Genomic DNA, 23,325 nt, shown 5'->3' with positions numbered 1-23,325 from the left:
ATAAGTATTTTAAATACTGATTTGATAATCACAGAATTATGTATTATGGAACAAAAATTTCCATTACCACCTTTTATCGAAGAAACTGCAAAACAAAAAGTGCAATTATCAGAAGATTCTTGGAACAGCAAAGACCCGCTAAAAGTATCTAAGAATTATGCCGTTAATACGGAATGGCATATTGTAGGTACAATTATCAAAAATAGAACTGAAGTTAAAAACTTTCTAATCAAAAAATGGAACAATGAATTTAATTTCAAACTCAAAAAAGAATTGGCAGTATTTACTGATCATATAATAGCGGGACACTTTGAGTATGAATATCAAAATAGTGAGAATGAATGGTATAGAGCAAATGGTAATGAAATTTGTGAATATGATACCAACGGTCTAATCCTAAGAAGATACACTAGTATTATTGATGAAAAAATTACAGCATCAGAAAGAAAACTTTAGAAGACCTATATGTTAACACCCAAATCATTTAACAATGTAATATAAACTATAAAAATCAGTAAATATGAAAAATTTAATTAGAACGATTTTAGCAATCCTTACAGGAATTACAAGTGTGTATGCACAATTACCAGAACCTGGTTTTGTAATAGACGAAACCACAGCTATAGTGATTACTGACCCTCAAAACGATTTTCTTAGTCCTAGTGGCGTAGCTTGGGGCGCAGTTGGAGAAAGCGTAAAAGAAAACAATACTATTGAAAACTTAGAAACAATCTTTAAACTTGCAGAACAGTATGATATACCGGTTTTTGTATCTCCTCATTATTACTATGTACACGACCATGTATGGAAATTTGAAGGGGTATTGGAAAAATTGATGCACAATATAAGCATGTTTGATAGAGGAGATCAATTAAAAATTGAAGGTTTTGAAGGCTCTGGAGCAGATTGGTTACCACGTTATAAAAAATATATTGCCAAAGACAGAGTTGTAGTAACAGGTCCGCATAAAGTTTTCGGGCCAGAATCTAATGATTTGGCTTTACAACTTAGAAAGCAAAAAATTGATAAGATAATATTAGCTGGTATGTCTGGTAATCTTTGTGCAGAATCGCATATGAGAGAACTTGGGGAAAACGGATTTGAAGTTGCTGTTGTAGGCGATGCTACAGCTTCGGCTAAACTTCCTGGATTAGATGGAAACCAAGCAGCACAAACCAATTACAAAATGATAGCCAGTAAAGTGTATACCACTGAAGAGTTAGTTACAGATTTAAAAGATTTTAAGATGATGAAAAAAAATTAAAGTATAGGGTTTTTAGTTAGTTGATCAACCCGTTGAACATTTTGGTACAACATTAAAGTAAAGTATAACCAAAATGCGCAACGGGTTTAGTTTAATCATGTTAACCTAACTATCAATACGCTGTAAATCTTTTTTGATTACCTTAGAAGCACCTGAAGCTTAGTTTAAAAAGTATATCCTTTTTATTATAAACTAATTAGTTAATTATGAATCCTTACAAATGCTTTTTTTGCGTATTTGCTATTCTATTACTTCCTTCCTATGGTTTTACACAAACCAAAGCCAATACAAAAACTTTAGACAGCTTACATAACATAGTAAATAAGGCCAATGATACACAAGAAAAAGTAACCTCGCTACTGGCCTTATGCAGTTATTATAAAAAGTATAGCACTAGAAATTATGATAGTTTATCGCATTATGCCCATAAAATTTTAAAACTCACTCAAGATGAAAACACCTTACCAAAGCAACGAATTGATGCCTTGGACCATTTGGCTTTTAAGCACTTGGAATTACAAGAGATTGATAGTGCAAAAGTTTTTATTGATGAAATTAAGAAGATTTCTGAACGTTTGGATTACGGAGAGGGATTGAGTTTATTAAACTTTCGCTATTCTAGCATCAGTTATTTAGAATATGATGATGACATGCATATTTATCATCTAGAAAATGCCTATAAAGTGGCAAAGTCTTATAAAATATCCGAGCCTATTCTGTTTGATAGAGCCGTAGATTTAACGTCATGGTACATTGAATACAATTATGGTACAGATATTATCACCAAAGTGTTGCTTGAAGTGTTACCCCTAGCGGAGAACCCTAATATTTCCTTAGAAAGTAAAGGACTATTTTATTTGAATTTAGGGCAGGCCTATGAAGCTAATAATCAGCCTGAAAAAGCGATACCTAACTATGAAAAATCAGTAGCGCTATTTTACCAAGATAATAATACAGCATTCGTCTATGCACCTTTAATAAATTTAGCCAATTGTTATACTCATTTTTACAATCATTCTGAATCTATTAAATATTACCAAGAAGCTTTAGCTCTTGATATAAAAAACTCTAAATCAAATATTTATTATGGTCTTGCACTTTGTCACTATCGATTAAAGAATTATGATAATGCTGAATTGTATCATAAGAAAGCTTTAGATCACTATAAGAAAGTTACAGACTATTTTGGAGAGGGAGCTTGTTTGATGGGGTTGGGGAATGTCTATCTAGGAAAAGGTTTAAAAAAACAATCCAACATATTTTATGATGCAGCAATAAAAAAATACCAAAAATATTTAGCAAAAAATGAGGCGAATGGGTTTATCAACACTGATATTACCCAGGCTTACCTTCGTATAGCTGAGATGTTTGAACTTCAAAATAAGCATAAAAAAAGTATTGAATACTACAAATTATACACTAAAAATCTAAAAATATTATATAATGAGCAAAATTTAAAAGTTACAGAACGTTTTGATTTTTTTAAAAATACCGCAGCTAAAAACAAAGAGATAGAAAACTTAGAAAATGAAAATAAACTACAAGAGCTAAGAACTAAAAAAGACAATAACATCAAACTGGCTTTGGTTTTGTTTTTAATACTCATTGCCACACTTTTAGCTGTTATGTTCAATAGGTACCGCTTAAAACAAAAAGCCTTAAAGATAATTAGGGAAAAAAATGCAGAAAACAAATTATTAATGCGAGAAATTCATCATCGTGTAAAGAATAATCTACAAATTATTTTAAGTCTTCTCGGAGCACAAATCAATAATAGTAGTAATAAGGAATTAAAAAATATACTAACGGAGAGCCATAATAAAATAAAATCTATGGCCATTATACACCAAAACCTATATAACAGCAATCAATTCTCTAAAGTTGCAGTATATTCTTATATTAAAGAGTTAGTTGCTAACATTCAAAAGAGTCTTGATGTAGGTAAAAATTCTATTCAATTTGAATTTAACTTGTTAAAGAAAGATATCCAAATAGCACTTGCTGTTCCATTAGGTCTCATTATTAACGAGATAATAACAAATTCATACAAATATGCATTTACAGATATTAAAGACCAGGATAACACCATTACAATTGGATTTCATCAAATTGAAAACACCACTAAATACAAGCTTATTATTGCGGACAATGGCAAAGGACTTCCCGCTGATTTTGACTTGGAGAATGTAACTTCTTATGGTCTTCAATTGGTACATGGTCTGGTGTCGCAATTACATGGTAATATAGAAATTACAAAGGATAATGGAACTCGTTTTAATATAATATTAGAAGAACCCAATACCTAGCCTAAATACACAGTATATAGTAACTTCCATTAAATATTGTGTTTATTTTCAATTAAAATCTAAATTAAACCAAATAAAAAGTCTTTTAACACACTGATTTTTAGAAACATAAATTAAATAAGTTTTTACCATTATGTGGCATGTCTATTGCATCTTTATGTGTGGATAGTAGCAATACAAAATCTATTACCAATTAATAGCTAAAAGGATGAGCATAGAGTTTAAAAGAATTTTAAATAATATAGGTTTAAAAAAACTAATAAAAAGTAATGATCTTGAAGTTGAGAATATAGAAAATTCATTTGGTACAAGAGTAAATGCTAAAATAGATTTAACTAATATTGGCAATGAAGATATAACTAAACTAAAAACTTTATTAATGGATAAAGGCATGTTAGTTATACCATCTCACCGCATATTAAATGAAGAAGAACAAATTAAAATCACTAATTTTTTTGGTCGAGCAAATAAAAATGTAAGCTACATTAGCCCTCATACTATTATTAACGAACAAGTAGTAACTAACAATAATACATATCTATCTAGTGCCTTATGGCATTGTGATCATCCAAATTTAAAAAACCCTCCGCACATAAGTGTTTTCCAAATATTAGATGATGTAAATTCCAACTGGGAAACTGCATTTATTAGCTTACATGAAGTTTGTTCTAATATTAGTGAAGAACAAAAAAAAGACTGGTTGGGTATTAATGTTATGTACTCTGGAGAAGATATTGTGCATCCATTATTACGCGTTCATCCTTTTACCGGAAAACAAAGTCTTTATTTTGATTTTAGATTTGTGAAAGAAGTATTTAATATTTGTGAGGCAACTGGAGAAATTATGCTTAAAAACAGTAATGAAATTGTTTTTAAATTAAATGAATTGTTCTCAAAACACATCTCAGTATACAATCATAAATGGTGCTCGGGTGATATTGTTATCATAGATAACTATACTATATCGCGCAGGGAAGTTTCTACACCAGATACAACTAAAACCTCATTAGCAAGACGCAGCACAACAGAAGGTATTTATTTTTAATACTTACTTGTAATCGCTATCTTTTTTAATATCAAGCTTTTTAATCCTAAAATCAAGAGTACTTGGGTGTAGTTTAAGAATTTCTGCAGCACCGCCTGCACCACGTATTTTACCTTTGCAAAACTTTAAAGTTTGAATAATTTGATCTCGTTCTACATCTTGAAGTGATTTTAGTTCGAACGATTTCTCTGAATTATCAGAGTGCGTTGTACCTTTAGTAGTTAATGAGTTAAATAATATATTATCCTCCGCCAATAAAATACCACGTTCTACAAAATGCTGCAGCTCTCTTACATTACCTGGCCAATTATAATTCATTATATGTTTAAGATTATCTTTTCCCAATTCCGGACGTGGTCTATTAATTTTTTTTGAAAAACGATCCATGAAATAATTGGCTAATAATTCAATATCTTTTCCACGCTCTCTTAAAGGAGGCACAGCTATTGGAAAAATACTTAATCTAAAAAACAAATCTGCTCTAAAGTTTCCTTTAGTTACTTCTTCTTCTAAAGTTCTATTGGTAGCAGCAATGATACGAACATCAATTTTTTTAGACATAATACCGCCTACTGTTTCAATTTCTTTTTCTTGAATACAACGCAGTAACTTAGATTGACTACTTAAAGGCAGTTCTCCAATTTCGTCTAAAAATAAAGTACCACCATTGGCCTGTTCAAACTTTCCAATTTTTTTTTCGGTAGCTCCAGTAAAACTTCCCTTTTCATGACCAAATAACACAGATTCTATTAAATCAGCAGGTAAGGCGGCACAGTTTACTTTTATCAATGGCTTATTTTTTCTTGGTGAACTTTTATGAATGGCTTCCATAATTAGTTCTTTACCAGTTCCTGTCTCACCATGAATAAGTACAGTTACATCAGTAAATGCAACTTTTTGTACTTGTTTTAATGTATTTGTTATAACATTGCTTTCTCCTATAATATGTGTAGCATCTAGATCTGTATAGATTTCAGATGAGGAAGAGGCGTCTTGTTTTGGCTTCTTTACTACAGATACTTCGGCATCCATTTTACTAAAACCTAATTCTAAAGCAACCCTAATATCACGATCATCAAATGGCTTAAGTATATAACCTAACGGATCTGTTTGCATCATTTCATGAAGGGTTTCCGAGTCTGAGAACGAAGTAATGTATATAAAATTTAGTCCATATTGCTCCTTTAGTGTTATTGCTAGATCTGTACCCTTAACGTCTCCAATTAAATTAATATCAAGTAAAACTAAATCGGGACGTTCGTTTTCTATTTTCGCGATGGCTTCTTTTGCTGACTTTGCCATGCCCATTACTGCATAACCCAAACCGGAAACTATACCTCGTAAATCTTGAGCTATTATAAATTCGTCTTCTACAATAAGAACTTTCCCCATTATACGTTTCTATCTTAAAATAAACAGCAGAATACTATACTGATGTTTCTATATCAAACTTTTGGAAGTTAACCAATAACCTAATAAATATAAAGTATTTTTACCTATTTGATTGTTAAATAATGTATTATGCGCTTATTTTTCTTAAAAGAATTAGTTTTAGTTTCGCTTTGTTTAATCTTTCAAAAAAAACTTAACCATTCAGCCATTTCTTAAAAGCAAAGGTTTTGTTTTTCCCTACAATAATTAGATTTTCAGATGACGGATGTGTTTCAACTTTTAGTCCACTACCCATTTTAATTATCCTTTTTATAGCTGAAACTCTTACTATAATTTGTCTATTTACCCTAAAGAAAAAATGATGGTCTAATACTTCAAACAAACTATCTAAACTATCATTGGTAATGCTTCGTTTACCGTCAAGAGTTACAACATAGGTAATAGCATTTTCTTTGTAAATAAAAGCTATGTCAGAGGCATTTACAACTAAGAGGTCATTACGGTAACATGTTAAAATACGTCCTTTACAATTTATGGGTTCTACAGAAGTATCACTATTTTGATCAACTTCTTCCTCTAAAGCATTAGTGTCGGCATTAATTTTATTTGCAGATACTTCTTCATAGAGATAGTTAATATTATCCACGATAGACATGAATGTATAAATTGGTGCTTGGTAATTAAATGATAACATAGCCTTATCAGTTTTAAGTTAATAATATTTCAAAAAGTTAAAGATCCAAAGCTATCATTAGTTCTTTTCTAGACTTACTTATGTAACCCCAAAACGCATCTTCGGTAATACCCAAATCTTTACAAATAAAAGCTGTTTTATATTGCGCAAACGTTTTCATTTTAAATGCTTTTCTTTGGATCGTTGGCATGTTATCAAGGCATTCATTGAATTTCGAATATTTGTCATCAACACTATATAAGTTTGTTGAAGCTGAGGCTCTATTAAAATTCCTAGTGTTTATATTCTCATTACTTACTGGATTTTTTAAAACTTTTAATTCTGTTTTTCTGAATGAAAGTTTTTTTAATAAAAATTGCATTTTTAAAGTAAGTCTATCAATACTATTCTTGATAATACTACTATTTAAATCTAAGTTTTTCGTAATTTCCATATCCGTACTAATATTTAAGTTTTCCATATTTTGTTTAATCATTGTTCTTAATGATTTATAGATAAGCCAAAGCTATGCCATTAACAAATAATTAATACAAATAACTAAAAAACAACATGTTACAAACTACAAAAACATTAATTATTTAAATAGAAAATACAAAATATGAGATTCATACAATATATAAGGTTAAACAAAAAATCTAAATGCTTTGATTCTTGTAGTTTTATTAAGACAAAAAACACATTGAATCATATATTGGTAGTAAAAGACTGCTCACTGGTTTGATATTTTAAAATAAATTCAGTTTTCCAAATAAAAAAAATCATACCATGCATATTAATCTACTACTTTGGAGAATTTCCAGCATCAACAAAAGATTTGAGACAAAAAAACGAAACAATCTTAATTTTAAGAATTTGTCCCGTTTCGTGACCTCGGCAGGATAATATATCCTAACAAAGCTCCGCTTTGAAAAACAAAAATCCCAGCTTATAAATTCAAGCAAGCTTGATTTAACACTGGGATTTTGTTTTATTCGTGACCTCGGCAGGATTCAAACCTGCAACCGCCTGAGCCGTAATCAGGTATTCTATTCAGTTGAACTACGAGGCCTTTTTTAGTGGCTGCAAATATACATTTTTTATTAAATCTTAACCAAACTTTTATTTCAAAATTCGAAATGATTATTTTTGACTATGACTTCCACACTACTACAACAAAAATTTAGTCACGTTCTAGACCATACGCTTTTACAAGAAATAGAAAGTATAGGCAAAATAGCCACGTACACTGCTAATGATATTATTATTGACATTAACCAACCACTACTACATATCCCTTTACTATTAGAAGGAAACATTAAAATATTACGTGAGGACCATCTAGGTAACGAACTTTTAATTTATTTTCTAGAAGCTGGGGAAACCTGTACCATGTCACTTACCTGCTGTATGGGCACCACAAAAAGTAAAATACGAGCAGTGGCCGAAAAAGATTCTAAACTACTACTTATTCCCGTTGAAAACATGCAAAAATGGTTTCACAATAATGCCAGCTGGCGAAATTTTATTTTGGAAAGTTACCAATCCCGTTTTGACGAAATGTTAGAAGCCATAGATAATATAGCATTCATGAAAATGGATGAACGCCTTTACAAGTACCTCATCAACAAAACCCAACTCTACAACTCTAGCACCATTATTGTAAAACACCAGGACATTGCTGAAGATTTGCACACCTCGCGTGTAGTAGTGTCACGTATACTAAAACAGTTAGAAAACCAAAACAAAATAAAACTAAGCCGAAACAAAATAGAAGTGTTTTAATTTTTTTGAGTCTACTTACCGACAAGTATGACAACAACAACTTCTATCCAACATGTGCGAAGATTCCATTCCCAACTCCCCCATCCACCAACTTCATTATAAAATTATCACTTGTAACTTCTTGTTATGTAACATGTATTACAAGAACTTACAAGTTCTCATCATAAATTCGCATAAAAACTCTAAACATGGAAACTATTTTAAATCCTTGGCCTTGGTATATTTCAGGTCCACTAATTGCCTTAGTCATGGCGCTACTGCTATACTTTGGAAAAACATTTGGTATGTCCTCAAACCTACGAACCCTGTGTACTATAGCCGGAGCAGGGAAGTTTGCCGACTTTTTCAATTTTAAATGGAAAGAACAAATATGGAATCTTACCGTTGTTTTAGGTGCCATTATTGGTGGTTTTATTGCAATACAATTTTTGTCAAACAACTCAAATACAGATTTAAACCCAACCACAATAACAGAACTCAAAACTATGGGGTTTAACAACCCGGGACAAACATTAGTACCCAACGAAATGTATAGCCTAGATGTTTTGGCATCTCCAAAAGCAATTTTACTATTGGTAATAGGGGGCTTATTAGTTGGCTTCGGAACCAGATATGCAGGAGGTTGTACCTCTGGTCATGCCATTACTGGCTTGAGCAGTTTACAAAAACCATCACTAATAGCCGTTATCGGTTTTTTTATTGGTGGACTAATCATGACAAACTTTATTTTACCCTTAATTTTTTAACCTTATGAAAGCATTAAAATTTCTATTGGTTGGTATCTTTTTCGGCATAGTTCTAGTAAAATCAGAAGCCGTATCATGGTATCGCATCTACGAGATGTTTCGTTTCCAATCTTTTCATATGTATGGCATCATAGGTACTGCTATAGCATCAGGTATTTTGTTTTTACAGATTTCTAAAAGAGGTTACATAAAAAGCATAAAGGGTGCAGCTATTTTTGTACCAAAAAAGGAGAACGGATTTATACGCTACATAATTGGTGGGACAATTTTTGGTTTTGGCTGGGCGCTTATCGGTGCTTGTCCTGGCCCCATGTATATTCTTTTAGGTACAGGAGTGTGGAGTATGCTAATCGTTATAACAGCTGCCATATTTGGAACCTTTATTTACGGACTCCTAAAAAACAAATTGCCCCATTAAATGAATTCCGTACACATTGTAGGATATATTGGTGCTCTAATTGTAGGTTTGGTTTTAGGGCTAATTGGCGGTGGTGGCTCCATATTGACCGTTCCCTTACTGGTATACCTACTAGGCTATAACCCAGTGTTAGCAACAGCTTATTCGTTATTTGTGGTGGGGACATCGTCCTTGGTAGGTACATATCAAAAACACAAAAAAGGATTGGTAGATTTTAAAACAGGATTAGCATTCTCATTCCCATCGTTTGTTGCGGTATATCTATCAAGGCGTTATTTAGTACCCGGGATTCCAGACACATTATTCGGCATAGGAAGTTTCAACCTTACAAAGGATATGGGTATGATGATATTTTTCGCCATCATCATGATAATTGCCTCTTATTCCATGATAAAAAATGGAAAAAACAAGATAACAAATTCTAAAAGTCAACCTTATTATAAAACATTTGCACAAGGTTTAGTTATTGGTACAATTACAGGAATTATAGGAGCTGGTGGCGGTTTTTTATACGTACCAGCACTTGTACTTTGGGCAAATATTCCCATGAAAAAAGCAGTAGGTACATCTTTAATTATAGTAACCATAAATTCCTTAATAGGCTTTATTGGAGATGTACAAACTTTAAATATAGAATGGGGATTTCTTTTAACATTCACAGGTATAGCAATATTAGGTATTATTTTAGGTGTGTATCTATCAAAATTTATCAGTGGAGAAAAACTCAAAAAAAGTTTTGGGTATTTCATACTCATTATGGCTACCTATATTATTTACAGAGAGTTAAAATAAATTTAAATGTGATAATAGTTACATACCATAACAAGCAGGATTAGTAATTTTATAATGTATTATTTAAAAGATTCCCTCCTTCGAGGGAATGACAAAATAGTTTTGTAATGAAAATAGAACAAATCTACACAGGTTGTTTGGCGCAAGGAGCATACTACATAGAATCTAATGGGGAAGTAGCCATAATAGATCCTCTTAGAGAAACACAACAATATATAGATAAAGCAGAAAAAGAAAATGCTAAAATCAAGTATATTTTTGAAACACATTTCCATGCAGATTTTGTTTCTGGTCATGTAGATTTAGCAAAAAAAACTGGTGCTGCAATAATTTTTGGACCTGGTGCTAAAACAGAGTATGACATTCACGAAGCTAGAGACAACGAAGAATTCCAATTAGGTAATGTTACCATCAAGGTACTGCATACACCTGGGCATACATTAGAATCTGCTACGTTTTTACTCATAGACGAAAACGGGAAAGAACATGCTATTTTTTCAGGAGACACCCTGTTTCTAGGCGATGTTGGTCGCCCAGATTTAGCCATTAAATCTGATTTAACCAAAGAAGACTTAGCTGGAATGTTATATGATTCACTACGAAATAAAATCATGACCTTATCTGATGATGTTATTGTATATCCAGCTCATGGTGCCGGCTCTGCCTGTGGTAAAAATTTAAGTAAGGAGACCATAGGTGTTTTAGGAGAGCAAAAACAGAGCAATTATGCTTTACGAGCAGATATGACCAAAGAGGAATTTATTAAAGAAGTTTTAGATGGCATCACGCCTCCTCCGCAATATTTCGCAAAAAATGCAATGATGAATAAAGTAGGCTATGATACATTCGAAACTATATTAAAACAAGGTAACACCCCTTTGTTACCTGAAGATTTTGAGAACATAGCCAATCAAGAAGGTGCTTTGGTATTAGATGTTCGCAACGAAAAGGAATTTGTTAAAGCCCATATCCCAAATTCTATTTTTATTGGGATTCATGGTGGTTTTGCACCTTGGGTTGGCGCCTTAATTACAGATTTAAAACAGCCTATTTTATTGATAACACCAGAAGGACGCGAGAAGGAAACCGTTACAAGATTATCTCGTGTAGGCTACGATAACACCTTAGGGTATTTGCAAGGAGGTATTGAAGCGTGGAAAAATGCTGGTAAGGACATAGAAACTATTACTTCAATCTCTGCCGAAGCCTTCTCAAATCAGTTTAATAATGAAACAATTCATGTTTTAGATGTGAGAAAGGAGGGCGAGTATATTGCAGAACATCTTAAAGGAAATAGTGTGCAACATTTTGCTTTAGATTATATTAATGACAACATGAATGTTATTGATAAGGACAAAACCTATTATGTACACTGTGCTGGCGGGTATCGGTCTGTAATTGCTGCATCTATTTTAAAAGCACGTGGATTTGATAAACTGGTTGACATTGCAGGTGGTTTTGCTGCCATTAAAAAAACAAGTTTACCTACTACTGATTTTGTTTGTCCTTCATCCTTATAAATAAAAAAAGACCTACCAGATTCTAAAATCCAGTAGGTCAGCATATATTTTAATAAAAATATCTAAACGATTTCAGCACTCAGTCCAGCTTCAAGAAGTTTAGAACAGCGTGGTTTTAAATCATCATATTCTCCTGTTTTAACGGTACATTTTCCTTTATAATGAACAATTAAAGAACATTGTTCTGCTTGTTCTGCAGTATGGTCACAAGCATGAATTAATGTATCGATAACATGATCAAATGTATTTACATCGTCATTGTACAATACAATTTCGTTTTGTTTTAAAACGTCTTCTTCGAGTAATAACTCTTCGGATACTTTTTCTTTTGAACTCATTTTTAATCTTTAGGGAGCAATTTTTACACTAATTTAAAAATTTTAATGACACCCAATTGTTCTTCTCCAATTTTTCTTCAAATTTTAACAGATGCTTTTCGCATTCTGCCTTAATCATCGGTATATCATTGTTGTAGAATCCACTTAAAAACAACATTCCCTTTTTATTGAGGCATGATATGTAAGTTTCCATATCCTGCATCAAAATATTACGATTAATGTTCGCTATAATGATGTCATACTTATTTTTACCCAATACAGATGCATCTCCTTCTATCACTGTAATGTGTTTACATTGGTTACGCTCTACATTTTCTATACTGTTTAAATAGCACCAATTATCGTAATCTACAGCATCTATAGGTTTTGCTCCTTTTTGTTCTGCTAATATTGCTAAAACGCCTGTACCACAGCCCATATCTAAGACTGTTTTGTCTTTAAAATCGTTCTTTAAAATATGCTGAATCATCATGTGTGTAGTTTCATGATGCCCTGTACCAAAACTCATTTTGGGCTCAATAATAATATCATATTCAGTATTGAAAGACTCATGAAACGGTGCACGTACTGCACACATACCATCAACAATAATAGGATTAAAATTCTTTTCCCATTCTGCATTCCAATTGGTTTGTTCTATTTCTTCAAAAGTGAATGTTATATTAAATTCTTCAGAATTCAATATTTGAATATCTTCTAAAATATCTGCTCTCCACTCTTCTTTTTGAATGTATGCTGTTACGCCTTCTTCTGTTTCCACAAAACTCTCAAAACCTGCATATCCTAATTCTGCAATTAGAATTTCTACTGCTGGCTGCAATGGTTTTACTTTGAAATAGTAGCCAATGTAAATAATGTTTGACATGTAACAATTTTAGACTGCAAAGTTACACGTAATTTTCTCAAATTAGTATTTAACGACCTTCAATACAGAAATGATTTTATTTTCGGTCATTATCTTAACCATATATATTCCTTTTGGTTGGTAAAATTCTAACTGAATTGATTTTGAGTTTAGATATGTTTTAGAAATAATTTTTTGCCCTAAAATATTACTTACATGAATAGTAGCATTAGCATAATACATTCCTAAATCAAGATTAAGCATTTCTTTAATTGGGTTTGGGTAAGCCCTAATGTTAGAATTAGCATCTTTATCAACTATGCTTAACGTAGCTAATGAACTTAAAGTATTAGGCTCATTAACATCAAATAGGTATGCTGCACCTGCCTGCGATAATGGATTTAATTCCATATTATCTTCATCTTGCTCAAAAGCCCCAACTATTGCAAAACCGCCACTAATCGCAACATCATATCCAAAATCATCTCCAGAATTTACTGCATCATCATACATGACAGCAGTTTGATTCCAATCCCCATTAGTATCTTTTTCGAATATAAAAGCTGCACCTCCAAAGGATACACTTCCTATATCCATAAAATGAGCTCCAACAATCATACGATTACCATCTATGTCTACAGAATGTCCAAATTTTGATTGATGTATTAATGCATCTGGTTTAATTTTTTGAGTTTCAATATAAACGCCATTTACATCCCTTTCAAACACATATACAGCACCATATTGTGTGCTTAAATTACCTTGTAAATATTCGTTAGCAGCACCAATTACTAATGTGTTCCCATACAGGTCGACTGACCGACCAAACCATTCTCCTTGTTCTCTACCTGACGCTACAATTTTTTGAATTTGGTTCCAAACACCATTAGTATCGCGCTGAAAAAGATACACTGCTCCTGCACTGGGAATTTCATTTTCTCCTAGAACATCTGTATCGTCCCTAAATGCACCAACAGCAATAATATCCCCTAAAACAGCAAGAGATGTATCTCCCCAACGCTCATTTACACCTCTAAAACTCGATACTATTTTCTGCACTTCATTCCAAACACCATTGGTATCCCGTTCATATATATAGCATGCTCCTGATTTATCAATATCCTCCTGCCCTGCAAGTCCTTTATCTTCCAAAGGAGCATTAACTACAGCATAATTACCATTTATAGCAACCGTTTCTCCTAAAAGTGGTTGAAATGTTTCTCTATCTGAAGCTACAAGTTTTTGGATTTCATTCCAATTACCATTGTTATCTCTTTCAAAAATATAAGCAGCACCTGAAGAATCTATAAAATTATTTCCATTCTCATCAAAATCTTGACTGCGCGCACCAATAATCATATAATTACCGTCTATAGCTATAGATTGCCCGAATCTATCAAACTGTCTTACATCAGAATTACGGAATTTTTGAGTTTGCACCCAATTACCTGTAGCATCTTTTTCAAAAATATAAACTGCGCCATAATCACTACTTGAACCATCTTCAGATTTAGCTCCAATTGCAACTAAATCTCCTTGCATGACAACAGACCAACCAAATTCATCTCCTATAGCTCTGTCATCAGGTGTAAGTTTTTGTATTTCTCCCCAACCTTGTGCATTTAAATAATTTGAAATAACGAGTAATCCAGTAAAAAGTAATAAACGAAACATAGTATAATTTTATAATTAAAAACCTTAATAAAATTACTTTGTCTGCATCGATAATAGTTAAGGGCATTCCTTGATTTGTAAAAAATCAGGGAATACCCTTAGATTATAATTTTAATATTGAAAAACTATTTTTAGATTCTACTTAACGAGGCATTCTAAATCAATCCATTTTCAATTGCTGCCTTAATAATTCCAACACTATTTTTTGCACCAAGTTTACTCATAATATTCATACGGTGTGTTTCCACCGTTTTTGGGCTGATGAAGAGTTTTTCAGATATTTCTTGGGTTGTCAATTCTTCAGCAATAGCAAGTAAAACTTCATTTTCCCGTCTTGTCAATTTTACCAAAAGTGGGTTTTTTGATGTTTTCCCAATGGAAAGATCAAGCAGTTTCTTTTCTATATCTCTTTGTAAATATTGCTCGCCATTTAACACCGCTTTAAAGGCTGTTAATAATTCTAGCTTATCAGTGTTTTTTAACAAATAGCCATCTGCTCCATGGCTGAGCATTCTTTTAATAAATGACACATCATCGTAATTAGATATGGCTATTATTTTTAAATTTTTGTTAGATGATTTTAATTCTTTACAAAGATTAATGCCGTTAATATCTGGAAGGTTAATATCTAATAATAATATATCTGGATTATCTTTTTGAACATTATCCAGTGTTTGTTTTCCACTATTATAAAGTCCCACAATACTAATCTCTTTAGTTTCTGCAAGCATAGTTTCAATGCCTTTTAAAACCATTTGATGATCATCAGTTATTGCTATCTTGGTTATCATATAATTTCTTTTGCATCTATATCTATAACATAAGACGTCCCTTTATTATCAGAAGTAACATCTAACTTGGCATTAAGATATTTTATTCTAGAGTAAACATTTTGAAGTCCAATACCATGATTTCCTTCTTGGTTGATGTTGAATCCCTTTCCGTTATCCTCTATTGTTAATTGAATACTATCATCCTGATGGCTTATTTGCACATCAATCTCTGTAGCTTCAGCATGTTTAATACTATTATTTACCAATTCTTGTACTATCCTAAATACGTTTGCTTCTGCCTTTTTAGAGAGCGCTATTGCATTACCCAGGTGTTGAAACCTAATATGGATATTATGAATAGCATTTGATGTACTGCAATAGTCTTCAATAGCTTCAACTAAACTAAAATTCTTGAGTGCAGGTGGTACCAAATTATGTGAAATGGCACGTACTTGTTTACAAGATTTATCAATCATGGATACAGCTTCGTTTATCACTTGGTTATTCTTTTCTAAAAGCGAGGTAAGTTTATACTTTATAGCTGATAAATCTACATTAACACCATCATGCAACTCCTGAGCAATGCGTAAACGCTCTTTTTCTTCGCCTTCCATAAGTAGTTCCAATGTTTTCACTTGCTTTTCACGTTTTAAACTTATGATTTCCTGATCTTTCCGTTTTTGACGTTGTTGGTATAAAAACCAAATTAAAATTGATGTTAGCAAAAGTGCTATAACCAACACTATCATAATTTTTTGTTGGAAGTTTTTCCTTTGAATTTCTAGTTCTTGTTGCTCAATATTTAGCTGTTGTTCTGCAATCTCTTTGTCTTTTTTAGCTGTTTCAAATTTTACTTGCAATGCATTTAAACTTTCCTCGCTTTCTTTGTTAAAAATTGAGTCTCGGGCAGTTTCATATTGTAATCTGTATGCATAAGCTTTTTTAAAATTTGATTCTTTAGAATAAATATCTGCTAAAATTTTTGTTACTATTTTTATCTCAGACAAAACTTCGCTCTCAATAGCCAATTCTAGAGCTTCATTCAAATATGATTTTGCCTTGGAATATTGATTATTTTTGAAGTATAAATAACCTATTTCTCTATTGATATTGATATATTCTCTTGAATAATTAGATTCAAAAAGGATTTCCCTTGCATCAAGCAAATACTTTATCCCCTTATCAACATCAAATAAAGCATGTATACTCCCTAAGGAATGCAGGGATTTCCCTATCAAGTTCTTATGCTGAATCTTTTTAGCTACCTCTAGTGCACTATTAGCATATTCTAAAGCACTTTTATAATCTCCTTTTTTAGAATACATCTCAGAAATATTACTATCTGTATTGGCAATATCCCGTTCAACGTTTTTGGCAATAAAAAGTGCTTTGGCATTTTTAAAATTAGAAATTGCTTTATCATAGCTTTCCATTTCCCCGTACAATACAGCTATACTATTTAAAGTAGATGCTATTGCAAAAGTATCTTTACGTGTTTGAAAAATACTTAGTATCTCTAAATAAGTACTTAAACTTTTTTCTAAATCCCCTAAATTTCTATGTATAACTCCAACCTGAAACATTGCATAAGGTTTCATTAAAGAGTCGTTTTCAAAATAGTTTATATTTTTGTGTAAATGAGATAATGCTTTAGAATAATTGCCGGCCAATCGCTCTAAAACACCATATGCAAAATGATTCTTTGCCTCTAAATCCTTATGACCAGAACGCAATGCATAATACATTGAACTGTCTGTGTATAATCGCATTAGTTTAAGATCAGATAATTTTTGAGCACTATATGCTGCAGCATCATAATATTTACTTGCCTTTAAACTATCAGACTTTTGCTCTACGATAACTTTTGCAATGCTATCATAAAAATTTTCATTTTGGGAATAACTGCTACCGGCAATTACAATTAGGGTTATATACAGAACGCAATTTTTCAATTAAAAGTTTTTATAGTTACTTACAAGATACCTAATTTCATATTAATTCTTTTAAATGACTAATTTGAAACTTTAGACAATTGTAAAACTTCTGGTGTGTTGTTACTATAAAGTTCTCTAAAGCTTATAACAGTAGCATCGCTATTAACCTCTGTAACTAACCAATCCTCAACTAAATCGTCTAAATCAGCATTACCAAGATCGTCCAGATCAAAATCAGTATAAACCACCCACATATCTTCTCCTTCAATGTCTTGTTGAAACACCTCAACCAAAGTTGATTGAGATGCCCCGTTATAAGACACAATAGCAGTTTCCTGCTCAACATTAAAAGTAAATTCATAGCCATTAAACTCTGAAGTTCGGTTACTACTTTCATCGGTAAATAAACTAATGCGCCAAGTTCCGTTAAGAAGCTCTGGCGAGAATCCCATAGTTGTAATGTCATTATCATCTTTACTACAACTTAAAATTGTAGCAACCATTATTACTATAGCTAAACATCTGCATAAAATTTTCATATCTTATTTGTATTAATATTTATAGTTGCAAGCTATTGTATATCAATATAAAACAGTTAAGGGCATTCCTTGATTTGTAAAAAATCAGGGAATACCCTTAAGCCTGTAGTATTTTTTATTTGGGGCATTACCCACAAGGGGTCAGGCCTGCCGGCTGGCAGGCTTTCACTACTCAATCCCTAATGCGGAAGTACCAGCAAAAAACAGTCTTTTAAAACAAAAGTTCCTCTCTATTTTGGTACTTTTTTGAAAATAAAAAAACCTGAAAGGTATTACCTGACAGGTTTTTTATTATAAGATGCTGAAATACTGAAACAAATTCAGTACAGGCAAGTTCAGCATGACAAAATATATTATTCCTTAGAATGCGTTTACAATAGCAAAGAAATCTTCTGCTTTTAGCGAAGCCCCTCCTATTAAGCCACCATCTACATCAGGTTTAGAGAAAATCTCTTGCGCATTAGCTGGTTTTACACTTCCACCGTAAAGGATAGACACTTCATCAGCAACTTCAGCACCATACTTGGCTGCTAGCGTTTTTCTGATAAAGGCATGCATATCTTGTGCTTGCTCTGGTGTTGCTGTTTCTCCTGTACCTATAGCCCAAACTGGTTCGTAAGCCAAAACTATATTTTTAAATGCGCTTGCTTCTAAATGAAATAACGCATTTTTAATTTGACTTTCTACAACAGCTTCTTCATTTCCTGCTTTTCTATCAGCCAATTCTTCTCCAAAGCAAAAAATAGTGCGCATACCATTGGCTAATGCCGCATCTACTTTTTGAGCTAATGACGCATCTGTTTCGTTGAAATATTCGCGACGCTCACTATGTCCTAAAATTACAGTATTTATACCAACACTCTTTAGCATATCTGCGCTTACCTCGCCCGTGTAGGCACCATTTGACGCAAAATGCATGTTTTGTGCTATAACTTCTATCCCTGAACCTTCTAAAGCTTTTGTTGCTAATGCTAAGTTTGTAAATGTTGGTGCTACCATTACCTCTGCATCGCCAGAGTTGGTTTGTTGTTTTAAATCTGAAATTAACGCTTCGGTTTGCACCAAATCATTATTCATTTTCCAGTTTCCAGCTACGATATGTTTTCTCATAATATTGTTTTAAAACTTCTGTAAAAAATGTTTTTTAGTAATTGAATATTTACTGCAAAACTACTTAATTTTTCAGAGCTTTTATCAACTTATCGTCATCAGCTTCAATAACATTAAATACAACGATTTCGCTAGCCTTATTTATTACCATATATCGTGGAATCCAACTAATATTTACAAAGTCTCCAAAGGCTGATTTTTTGGCTTTTGGCAAATAATAGTGCTCGCCTACAACATCGTAACGTTTTATTCCGCGTTTCCAAGCTTCTATTCCTTTATCTAATGAAAAGAATAGATATACCACATCTGTATATTCTTTTTGAAGTGCTTTTACCTTAGGCATACCTCTTATACAATCACCACACCAAGATGCCCAAATATCTATAACTATAGTTTTACCTTTATGCTTCTCTAAGATTGATTGTAAAGAGACTTCGTTTCCCTCTAAATCTATAAATGTATCGTTTAATGCGGCTTCATTAAATTGTGTTGGTGGTTCTGCGCAACTTAAGTAGCTTAACACCATTAATAATAAATAACTTATCTTTTTCATATTATACTTTTAGTGTAATTTAACTTTTGGATCTAACCAAACATAGATTAAGTCGACTAAAATATTAATCATTACAAATAAGGTAGCTATTACTAAAACGGATCCCATTATTACAGGCAAATCCAATGTATTTAATGCATTTACTATTTCTTTACCTAATCCGTTCCAACCAAAAATAAATTCCACAAAAACGGCACCTGCCAACATAGATGCAAACCAACCAGAAATAGCTGTAACTACAGGGTTTAATGCATTTTTGACAGCATGACGTTTTATAATTTGAAATTCGCTTAGTCCTTTCGCCCTAGCAGTTCTGATATAATCCTGATTAAAAACTTCTAGTAGTGAATTACGCATTAACTGAATAACTACAGCCAGCGGACGAATACCTAAAACTATAGCTGGTAAAATGAGATTTTTCCATTTAATATGCATGGCTTCTCCAAAGTCGTCTAACTCATATAAACTACCTGTCATTTCTAAATTAGTGAATTCATGCAGCACATATCCAAATAACCATGCAAACAGAATTGCACTAAAAAAAGAGGGAACACTCATACCAAGGGTACTAAAGATTTGAATGGTTTTATCCAACCACCTATCTTTATAAAGCGCTGAGACTATTCCCAATAAAATCCCTAAAATTATAGCAATAATAATTGCTGATACTGCCAAGACGAATGTATTAGGCAATGTTTCTCCTAAAACTTGTGTTACTTTTTTACCTTGTTTGGTAAATGACTCTCGTAAATATGGAAATTTTATTACTGTGGTTGTATTCCCTAAAGAAAACAACGGTGTAGCACTATATTTATTTTCTCCCAAATACGTGTAATCCTCTTTGTTTTTAGAATGAAATGACAATGGAGACAAATCATTAATGTAATAGGCATACTGCATTAAAACTGGCTTATCAAAACCATATTTTGCTTTTACTTTGGCAAGTTGTTCACTATCTTCATTTTGCCCCATCATCATTTGTGCAGGGTCACCCGGAAGCACATTGAACAAAAAGAATATGACGGTTACCACTCCGAATAGTGTGAGTATAGCGTAGAGGGTTTTATTTAGGAAGTAGTTTATCAGAACAACTTATTTTACTTCGATCACGACTAAGGATTTATAATTGCTGTTATTAACTGAATTAATTGAATCTAATTCTTTTTTTGCCGAACCATCTTTCGAAACCGAAATTGACTCAATAGTATCTGGGTTTAATTTGTCTGCATCCTCCTTTGTTGAAACTACACCATCTATCAAATACAAAATGGATTCATGCTCTTTAACATTTTCAGGTCTCTTCTCTACTTCAGGCAACTCCAAATACTCAATATCATTCCAATGTACTTTTTGCATTACAGTACCTTTATCTAACTCAATAATTCCAGGATTAGAACGCACCACGGTTTTTAAGGCCTTTTCATCACATAAGTACCATTCAAAATCTATAGTGTAAGCCTCATTTATTCGCTCTTTGGCATCTGCCCCTGAAGCTGTTAAACCAATAATATGATAATTATTGACTCTGGCCTTATCCTGCAATTTCTTTAATTTAGAAGCACCGTCTGGATCTATTTTTTCTAGACTATATGATATCACAACTATTAGATTGTCTTGATCCAAAAAGTGAGTGGTTAAATCTTCATCTTCACTTTCAATTGAAAAATCTACTACAGGAGGCGTATAACCTTCTTGAATTACTTTGGTTTCGACACCAACAAATTCGCCTTTAACATCAGGGTAAGCACCTTTAGTTTTTATAACTTGCTCTTCTCCGTTTACATTAAACTTCCAGCTATACTCTTGTATTGGTTTGGGCGCATCATCTGGAATTGTCATACCTTCTTTAATATTCTTACCAATGGCATAAGCTCTAAAATCTATAGAAGGTAAATGCATGAGCACATGATACCCAAACCACAAGCTTACAATAAAACCTAATAAAGCCATTACTGTTGTAGGTAATTTTGAAAACACTGGTTTTATGTATTTAACACCAAAGAAAAGAATCAGGATAAATAGCAATAACACTACATCTTTACCAAAAGATTCCCAAGGCTCTAATTTTAAAAAGTCTCCAAAACAGCCACAATCTTTTACTTTTTCAAAATAAGCAGCATAAAACGTTAAAAAAGTGAAGAATACAATCATGAGTAACAAACTCCAAACTGTAAATTTAGGTTTGTAACCTATTAGTAAAAACACCCCTAAAACTACTTCAAAAACGACTACAAAAACTGATATTAGAAGTACATAAGGTTCTAGAAATGAAATATTTAATACATCTGGACTAAAATACTCCTGAAGTTTATACGAAAACCCTATAGGATCGTTCAATTTTATAAACCCAGAAAAGATAAATAATACTCCTACTAAGATTCTACTTATTGCTACTAATACTTTCATAATTTTATAAATTCCAAGTTCCAAAAACTAAATTCCAAAGCCCACTCAAATTCTTTATAAATTCCAAGTTCCAAAAAACTAAATTCCAAAGCTCACTCAAATTCTATATAAATCCCTAATTAAAAACTCAACTATCATAAGTTATTAAACTTTACTTAGTACTATAAAAGTGCTAAAATCATCCAAGTTTATTGATAATGGCTGATAATATTTTACGTAATTCATTTGCTTCTAATTGTAACATTTCAATCCTTTCCTGATCCTTTTTATTAAGTGATTTAAGCAGTTTCAGCCAATATTCACTCTCTTTAGCTTCTTTTCTGGCAATTTTTAATCTGAATTTCAAATCTTTGTCTCCCAATTTCTCATTGCCTTCAATATAATTAGCACCTACTGAACCAGACGACCTTACCAACTGTTTCCCATCTTCAATATTAGAAATTGTCGGTTTTAAGTCTTTTATCAAAAACCTACAATCTTTAGCAAATTCAAAAGTTCTTTCTTCTAGATTGTATGCTCTTTTACTTTCTAACACTTTTGGAATTTAGAGTTTTATTTTTTGGAATTTTATTTTTGATTTAGTTCTGCCCAAGCAGAATTAAAGCAAAAACTGCGTAATTAATCATATCCTGATAATTAGCATCAATACCCTCACTTACCAATGTTTTACCTTGGTTATCTTCAATTTGTTTTACACGCAATAACTTTTGCAAAATCAAATCTGTTAAACTACTCACTCGCATATCTCTCCATGCCTCACCATAATCATGGTTTTTATCTTCCATTAGCTTTTTAGTAATGGCTACTTGTTTTTCGTATAACGCTTTGGCCTCATCAGTAGACATATCGGGTTGCTCCACAACACCTTTCTCTAACTGAATTAATGCCATAATACAGTAATTTATAATACCTATAAATTCACTTTCTTGTCCTTCATCTACTTTTTGCACGTCATTTTGTTGCAAACCTCTTATGCGTTGTGCCTTTATAAATATCTGATCTGTTAATGACGGTAATCTCAATATACGCCATGCACTACCGTAATCGCTCATTTTTTTCACAAATAAACTTTTACAGGTATCTATTACCGCATCATATTGTTTTGAAGTATCTTGCATCTGGGATATTTAGCATTAAATTTGCGTAAATTTCGCATAAATAATTAGAATGTTCAAAGTTTAGGGTTTAAAGTTTTAAACCAGATACAAACACTACA

General features: G+C 32.3%; 24 protein-coding genes and 1 tRNA gene. 9 read left to right on the top strand and 16 right to left on the bottom strand.

Annotation, left to right across the window (positions count from 1 at the left end; genetic code table 11):
* Positions 1-45 precede the first annotated feature (45 nt).
* The 4 genes from JS605_RS14600 to JS605_RS14585 all read left to right on the top strand — a co-directional run bounded on the left by JS605_RS14600 (position 46) and on the right by JS605_RS14585 (position 4,615).
* On the top strand, positions 46-456 hold the full coding sequence (locus JS605_RS14600) for a DUF1348 family protein (RefSeq protein ID WP_203258464.1): 411 nt from the start codon (positions 46-48) through the stop codon (positions 454-456).
* 64 nt (positions 457-520) lie between these two features.
* Positions 521-1,264, top strand: coding sequence for a cysteine hydrolase (locus tag JS605_RS14595; RefSeq protein ID WP_203258463.1), 744 nt, complete (start codon positions 521-523; stop codon positions 1,262-1,264).
* 206 nt (positions 1,265-1,470) lie between these two features.
* A complete protein-coding gene (locus JS605_RS14590) occupies positions 1,471-3,570 on the top strand; it encodes a histidine kinase dimerization/phosphoacceptor domain -containing protein (RefSeq protein WP_203258462.1) in 2,100 nt (699 codons plus the stop codon).
* A 208-nt stretch (positions 3,571-3,778) separates the two neighbouring features.
* On the top strand, positions 3,779-4,615 hold the full coding sequence (locus JS605_RS14585; protein WP_203258461.1) for a TauD/TfdA dioxygenase family protein: 837 nt from the start codon (positions 3,779-3,781) through the stop codon (positions 4,613-4,615).
* 3 nt (positions 4,616-4,618) lie between these two features.
* On the opposite strand, the gene JS605_RS14580 is transcribed toward JS605_RS14585, so the two are convergent.
* From JS605_RS14580 to JS605_RS14565, 4 genes are all read right to left on the bottom strand, one after another.
* Entirely contained in the window at positions 4,619-6,007 is a 1,389-nt protein-coding gene (locus tag JS605_RS14580) for a sigma-54-dependent transcriptional regulator (protein ID WP_203258460.1), read from the bottom strand.
* Between the two features lie 193 nt (positions 6,008-6,200).
* Complete coding sequence (locus JS605_RS14575; protein ID WP_203258459.1) at positions 6,201-6,701, bottom strand: LytR/AlgR family response regulator transcription factor; 501 nt, start codon at positions 6,699-6,701, stop codon at positions 6,201-6,203.
* A 37-nt stretch (positions 6,702-6,738) separates the two neighbouring features.
* Complete coding sequence (locus tag JS605_RS14570; RefSeq protein WP_203258458.1) at positions 6,739-7,176, bottom strand: sigma factor-like helix-turn-helix DNA-binding protein; 438 nt, start codon at positions 7,174-7,176, stop codon at positions 6,739-6,741.
* Positions 7,177-7,675: 499 nt separating this feature from the next.
* A tRNA-Arg gene (locus tag JS605_RS14565) sits at positions 7,676-7,749 on the bottom strand.
* An 83-nt stretch (positions 7,750-7,832) separates the two neighbouring features.
* On the opposite strand from JS605_RS14565, the gene JS605_RS14560 reads away from it, so the two are divergent.
* The 5 genes from JS605_RS14560 to JS605_RS14540 all read left to right on the top strand — a co-directional run bounded on the left by JS605_RS14560 (position 7,833) and on the right by JS605_RS14540 (position 11,938).
* A complete protein-coding gene (locus JS605_RS14560) occupies positions 7,833-8,462 on the top strand; it encodes a Crp/Fnr family transcriptional regulator (RefSeq protein WP_203258457.1) in 630 nt (209 codons plus the stop codon).
* Between the two features lie 188 nt (positions 8,463-8,650).
* On the top strand, positions 8,651-9,208 hold the full coding sequence (locus JS605_RS14555) for a YeeE/YedE family protein (RefSeq protein ID WP_203258456.1): 558 nt from the start codon (positions 8,651-8,653) through the stop codon (positions 9,206-9,208).
* 4 nt (positions 9,209-9,212) lie between these two features.
* The gene (locus JS605_RS14550) at positions 9,213-9,626 is read left to right on the top strand and encodes a DUF6691 family protein (protein ID WP_203258455.1); all 414 of its coding nucleotides are present in this window, start codon (positions 9,213-9,215) and stop codon (positions 9,624-9,626) included.
* Positions 9,627-10,418 (top strand): sulfite exporter TauE/SafE family protein, encoded by a 792-nt coding sequence (locus JS605_RS14545; RefSeq protein ID WP_203258454.1) that lies wholly within the window; start codon positions 9,627-9,629, stop codon positions 10,416-10,418.
* Between the two features lie 107 nt (positions 10,419-10,525).
* A complete protein-coding gene (locus JS605_RS14540) occupies positions 10,526-11,938 on the top strand; it encodes an MBL fold metallo-hydrolase (protein WP_203258453.1) in 1,413 nt (470 codons plus the stop codon).
* 62 nt (positions 11,939-12,000) lie between these two features.
* Here the strand turns inward: JS605_RS14540 and JS605_RS14535 are convergent, their stop codons facing one another.
* The 12 genes from JS605_RS14535 to JS605_RS14480 all read right to left on the bottom strand — a co-directional run bounded on the left by JS605_RS14535 (position 12,001) and on the right by JS605_RS14480 (position 23,227).
* Positions 12,001-12,276: an ATP-dependent Clp protease adaptor ClpS gene (locus JS605_RS14535; protein WP_203258452.1), complete on the bottom strand. Its 276-nt coding sequence runs from the start codon at positions 12,274-12,276 to the stop codon at positions 12,001-12,003.
* 28 nt (positions 12,277-12,304) lie between these two features.
* Positions 12,305-13,141 carry a 50S ribosomal protein L11 methyltransferase gene (gene prmA, locus JS605_RS14530; protein ID WP_203258451.1) on the bottom strand — a complete coding sequence of 279 codons (837 nt, stop codon included), beginning with the start codon at positions 13,139-13,141 and terminating at the stop codon, positions 12,305-12,307.
* A 42-nt stretch (positions 13,142-13,183) separates the two neighbouring features.
* Positions 13,184-14,794 (bottom strand): T9SS type A sorting domain-containing protein, encoded by a 1,611-nt coding sequence (locus tag JS605_RS14525; protein ID WP_203258450.1) that lies wholly within the window; start codon positions 14,792-14,794, stop codon positions 13,184-13,186.
* A gap of 155 nt (positions 14,795-14,949) precedes the next feature.
* Positions 14,950-15,585, bottom strand: a complete 636-nt coding sequence (locus tag JS605_RS14520) for a response regulator (protein WP_203258449.1) — start codon at positions 15,583-15,585, stop codon at positions 14,950-14,952.
* On the bottom strand, positions 15,582-17,519 hold the full coding sequence (locus tag JS605_RS14515) for a tetratricopeptide repeat-containing sensor histidine kinase (protein WP_203258448.1): 1,938 nt from the start codon (positions 17,517-17,519) through the stop codon (positions 15,582-15,584). The genes JS605_RS14520 and JS605_RS14515 overlap by 4 nt, the downstream gene beginning before the upstream one ends.
* Positions 17,520-17,578: 59 nt before the next feature.
* Positions 17,579-18,040 carry a hypothetical protein gene (locus JS605_RS14510; protein ID WP_203258447.1) on the bottom strand — a complete coding sequence of 154 codons (462 nt, stop codon included), beginning with the start codon at positions 18,038-18,040 and terminating at the stop codon, positions 17,579-17,581.
* A gap of 360 nt (positions 18,041-18,400) precedes the next feature.
* Positions 18,401-19,150, bottom strand: coding sequence for a triose-phosphate isomerase (gene tpiA / locus JS605_RS14505; RefSeq protein WP_203258446.1), 750 nt, complete (start codon positions 19,148-19,150; stop codon positions 18,401-18,403).
* Positions 19,151-19,214: 64 nt separating this feature from the next.
* Positions 19,215-19,703, bottom strand: a complete 489-nt coding sequence (locus JS605_RS14500; protein ID WP_203258445.1) for a TlpA family protein disulfide reductase — start codon at positions 19,701-19,703, stop codon at positions 19,215-19,217.
* A gap of 9 nt (positions 19,704-19,712) precedes the next feature.
* Positions 19,713-20,789 carry an ABC transporter permease gene (locus JS605_RS14495; protein WP_203258591.1) on the bottom strand — a complete coding sequence of 359 codons (1,077 nt, stop codon included), beginning with the start codon at positions 20,787-20,789 and terminating at the stop codon, positions 19,713-19,715.
* A gap of 6 nt (positions 20,790-20,795) precedes the next feature.
* Positions 20,796-22,109: a BT_3928 family protein gene (locus tag JS605_RS14490; RefSeq protein ID WP_203258444.1), complete on the bottom strand. Its 1,314-nt coding sequence runs from the start codon at positions 22,107-22,109 to the stop codon at positions 20,796-20,798.
* Between the two features lie 178 nt (positions 22,110-22,287).
* Positions 22,288-22,644 carry a four helix bundle protein gene (locus JS605_RS14485; RefSeq protein WP_203258443.1) on the bottom strand — a complete coding sequence of 119 codons (357 nt, stop codon included), beginning with the start codon at positions 22,642-22,644 and terminating at the stop codon, positions 22,288-22,290.
* Between the two features lie 43 nt (positions 22,645-22,687).
* A complete protein-coding gene (locus tag JS605_RS14480; RefSeq protein WP_203258442.1) occupies positions 22,688-23,227 on the bottom strand; it encodes a DUF1599 domain-containing protein in 540 nt (179 codons plus the stop codon).
* Between the last annotated feature and the right edge of the window lie 98 nt (positions 23,228-23,325).

The organism is Hyunsoonleella ulvae, assembly GCF_016827605.1.
Classification (GTDB): domain Bacteria; phylum Bacteroidota; class Bacteroidia; order Flavobacteriales; family Flavobacteriaceae; genus Jejuia; species Jejuia ulvae.
Note: the sequence above shows the minus strand (reverse complement) of the source record. Positions and strands in the feature narration are given on the sequence as shown.

What these genes read in the sequence shown, in the direction of transcription:
- prmA (WP_203258451.1), bottom strand. Translation starts at nt 13,141, where the DNA reads ATGTCAAACATTATTTACATTGGCTACTATTTCAAAGTAAAACCATTG.
- JS605_RS14480 (WP_203258442.1), bottom strand. Translation starts at nt 23,227, where the DNA reads ATGCAAGATACTTCAAAACAATATGATGCGGTAATAGATACCTGTAAA.
- JS605_RS14555 (WP_203258456.1), top strand. Translation starts at nt 8,651, where the DNA reads ATGGAAACTATTTTAAATCCTTGGCCTTGGTATATTTCAGGTCCACTA.
- JS605_RS14585 (WP_203258461.1), top strand. Translation starts at nt 3,779, where the DNA reads ATGAGCATAGAGTTTAAAAGAATTTTAAATAATATAGGTTTAAAAAAA.
- JS605_RS14500 (WP_203258445.1), bottom strand. Translation starts at nt 19,703, where the DNA reads ATGAAAAAGATAAGTTATTTATTATTAATGGTGTTAAGCTACTTAAGT.
- JS605_RS14550 (WP_203258455.1), top strand. Translation starts at nt 9,213, where the DNA reads ATGAAAGCATTAAAATTTCTATTGGTTGGTATCTTTTTCGGCATAGTT.
- JS605_RS14600 (WP_203258464.1), top strand. Translation starts at nt 46, where the DNA reads ATGGAACAAAAATTTCCATTACCACCTTTTATCGAAGAAACTGCAAAA.
- JS605_RS14490 (WP_203258444.1), bottom strand. Translation starts at nt 22,109, where the DNA reads ATGAAAGTATTAGTAGCAATAAGTAGAATCTTAGTAGGAGTATTATTT.
- JS605_RS14535 (WP_203258452.1), bottom strand. Translation starts at nt 12,276, where the DNA reads ATGAGTTCAAAAGAAAAAGTATCCGAAGAGTTATTACTCGAAGAAGAC.
- tpiA (WP_203258446.1), bottom strand. Translation starts at nt 19,150, where the DNA reads ATGAGAAAACATATCGTAGCTGGAAACTGGAAAATGAATAATGATTTG.
- JS605_RS14580 (WP_203258460.1), bottom strand. Translation starts at nt 6,007, where the DNA reads ATGGGGAAAGTTCTTATTGTAGAAGACGAATTTATAATAGCTCAAGAT.
- JS605_RS14525 (WP_203258450.1), bottom strand. Translation starts at nt 14,794, where the DNA reads ATGTTTCGTTTATTACTTTTTACTGGATTACTCGTTATTTCAAATTAT.
- JS605_RS14595 (WP_203258463.1), top strand. Translation starts at nt 521, where the DNA reads ATGAAAAATTTAATTAGAACGATTTTAGCAATCCTTACAGGAATTACA.
- JS605_RS14545 (WP_203258454.1), top strand. Translation starts at nt 9,627, where the DNA reads ATGAATTCCGTACACATTGTAGGATATATTGGTGCTCTAATTGTAGGT.
- JS605_RS14520 (WP_203258449.1), bottom strand. Translation starts at nt 15,585, where the DNA reads ATGATAACCAAGATAGCAATAACTGATGATCATCAAATGGTTTTAAAA.
- JS605_RS14540 (WP_203258453.1), top strand. Translation starts at nt 10,526, where the DNA reads ATGAAAATAGAACAAATCTACACAGGTTGTTTGGCGCAAGGAGCATAC.
- JS605_RS14560 (WP_203258457.1), top strand. Translation starts at nt 7,833, where the DNA reads ATGACTTCCACACTACTACAACAAAAATTTAGTCACGTTCTAGACCAT.
- JS605_RS14510 (WP_203258447.1), bottom strand. Translation starts at nt 18,040, where the DNA reads ATGAAAATTTTATGCAGATGTTTAGCTATAGTAATAATGGTTGCTACA.
- JS605_RS14590 (WP_203258462.1), top strand. Translation starts at nt 1,471, where the DNA reads ATGAATCCTTACAAATGCTTTTTTTGCGTATTTGCTATTCTATTACTT.
- JS605_RS14570 (WP_203258458.1), bottom strand. Translation starts at nt 7,176, where the DNA reads ATGATTAAACAAAATATGGAAAACTTAAATATTAGTACGGATATGGAA.
- JS605_RS14575 (WP_203258459.1), bottom strand. Translation starts at nt 6,701, where the DNA reads ATGTTATCATTTAATTACCAAGCACCAATTTATACATTCATGTCTATC.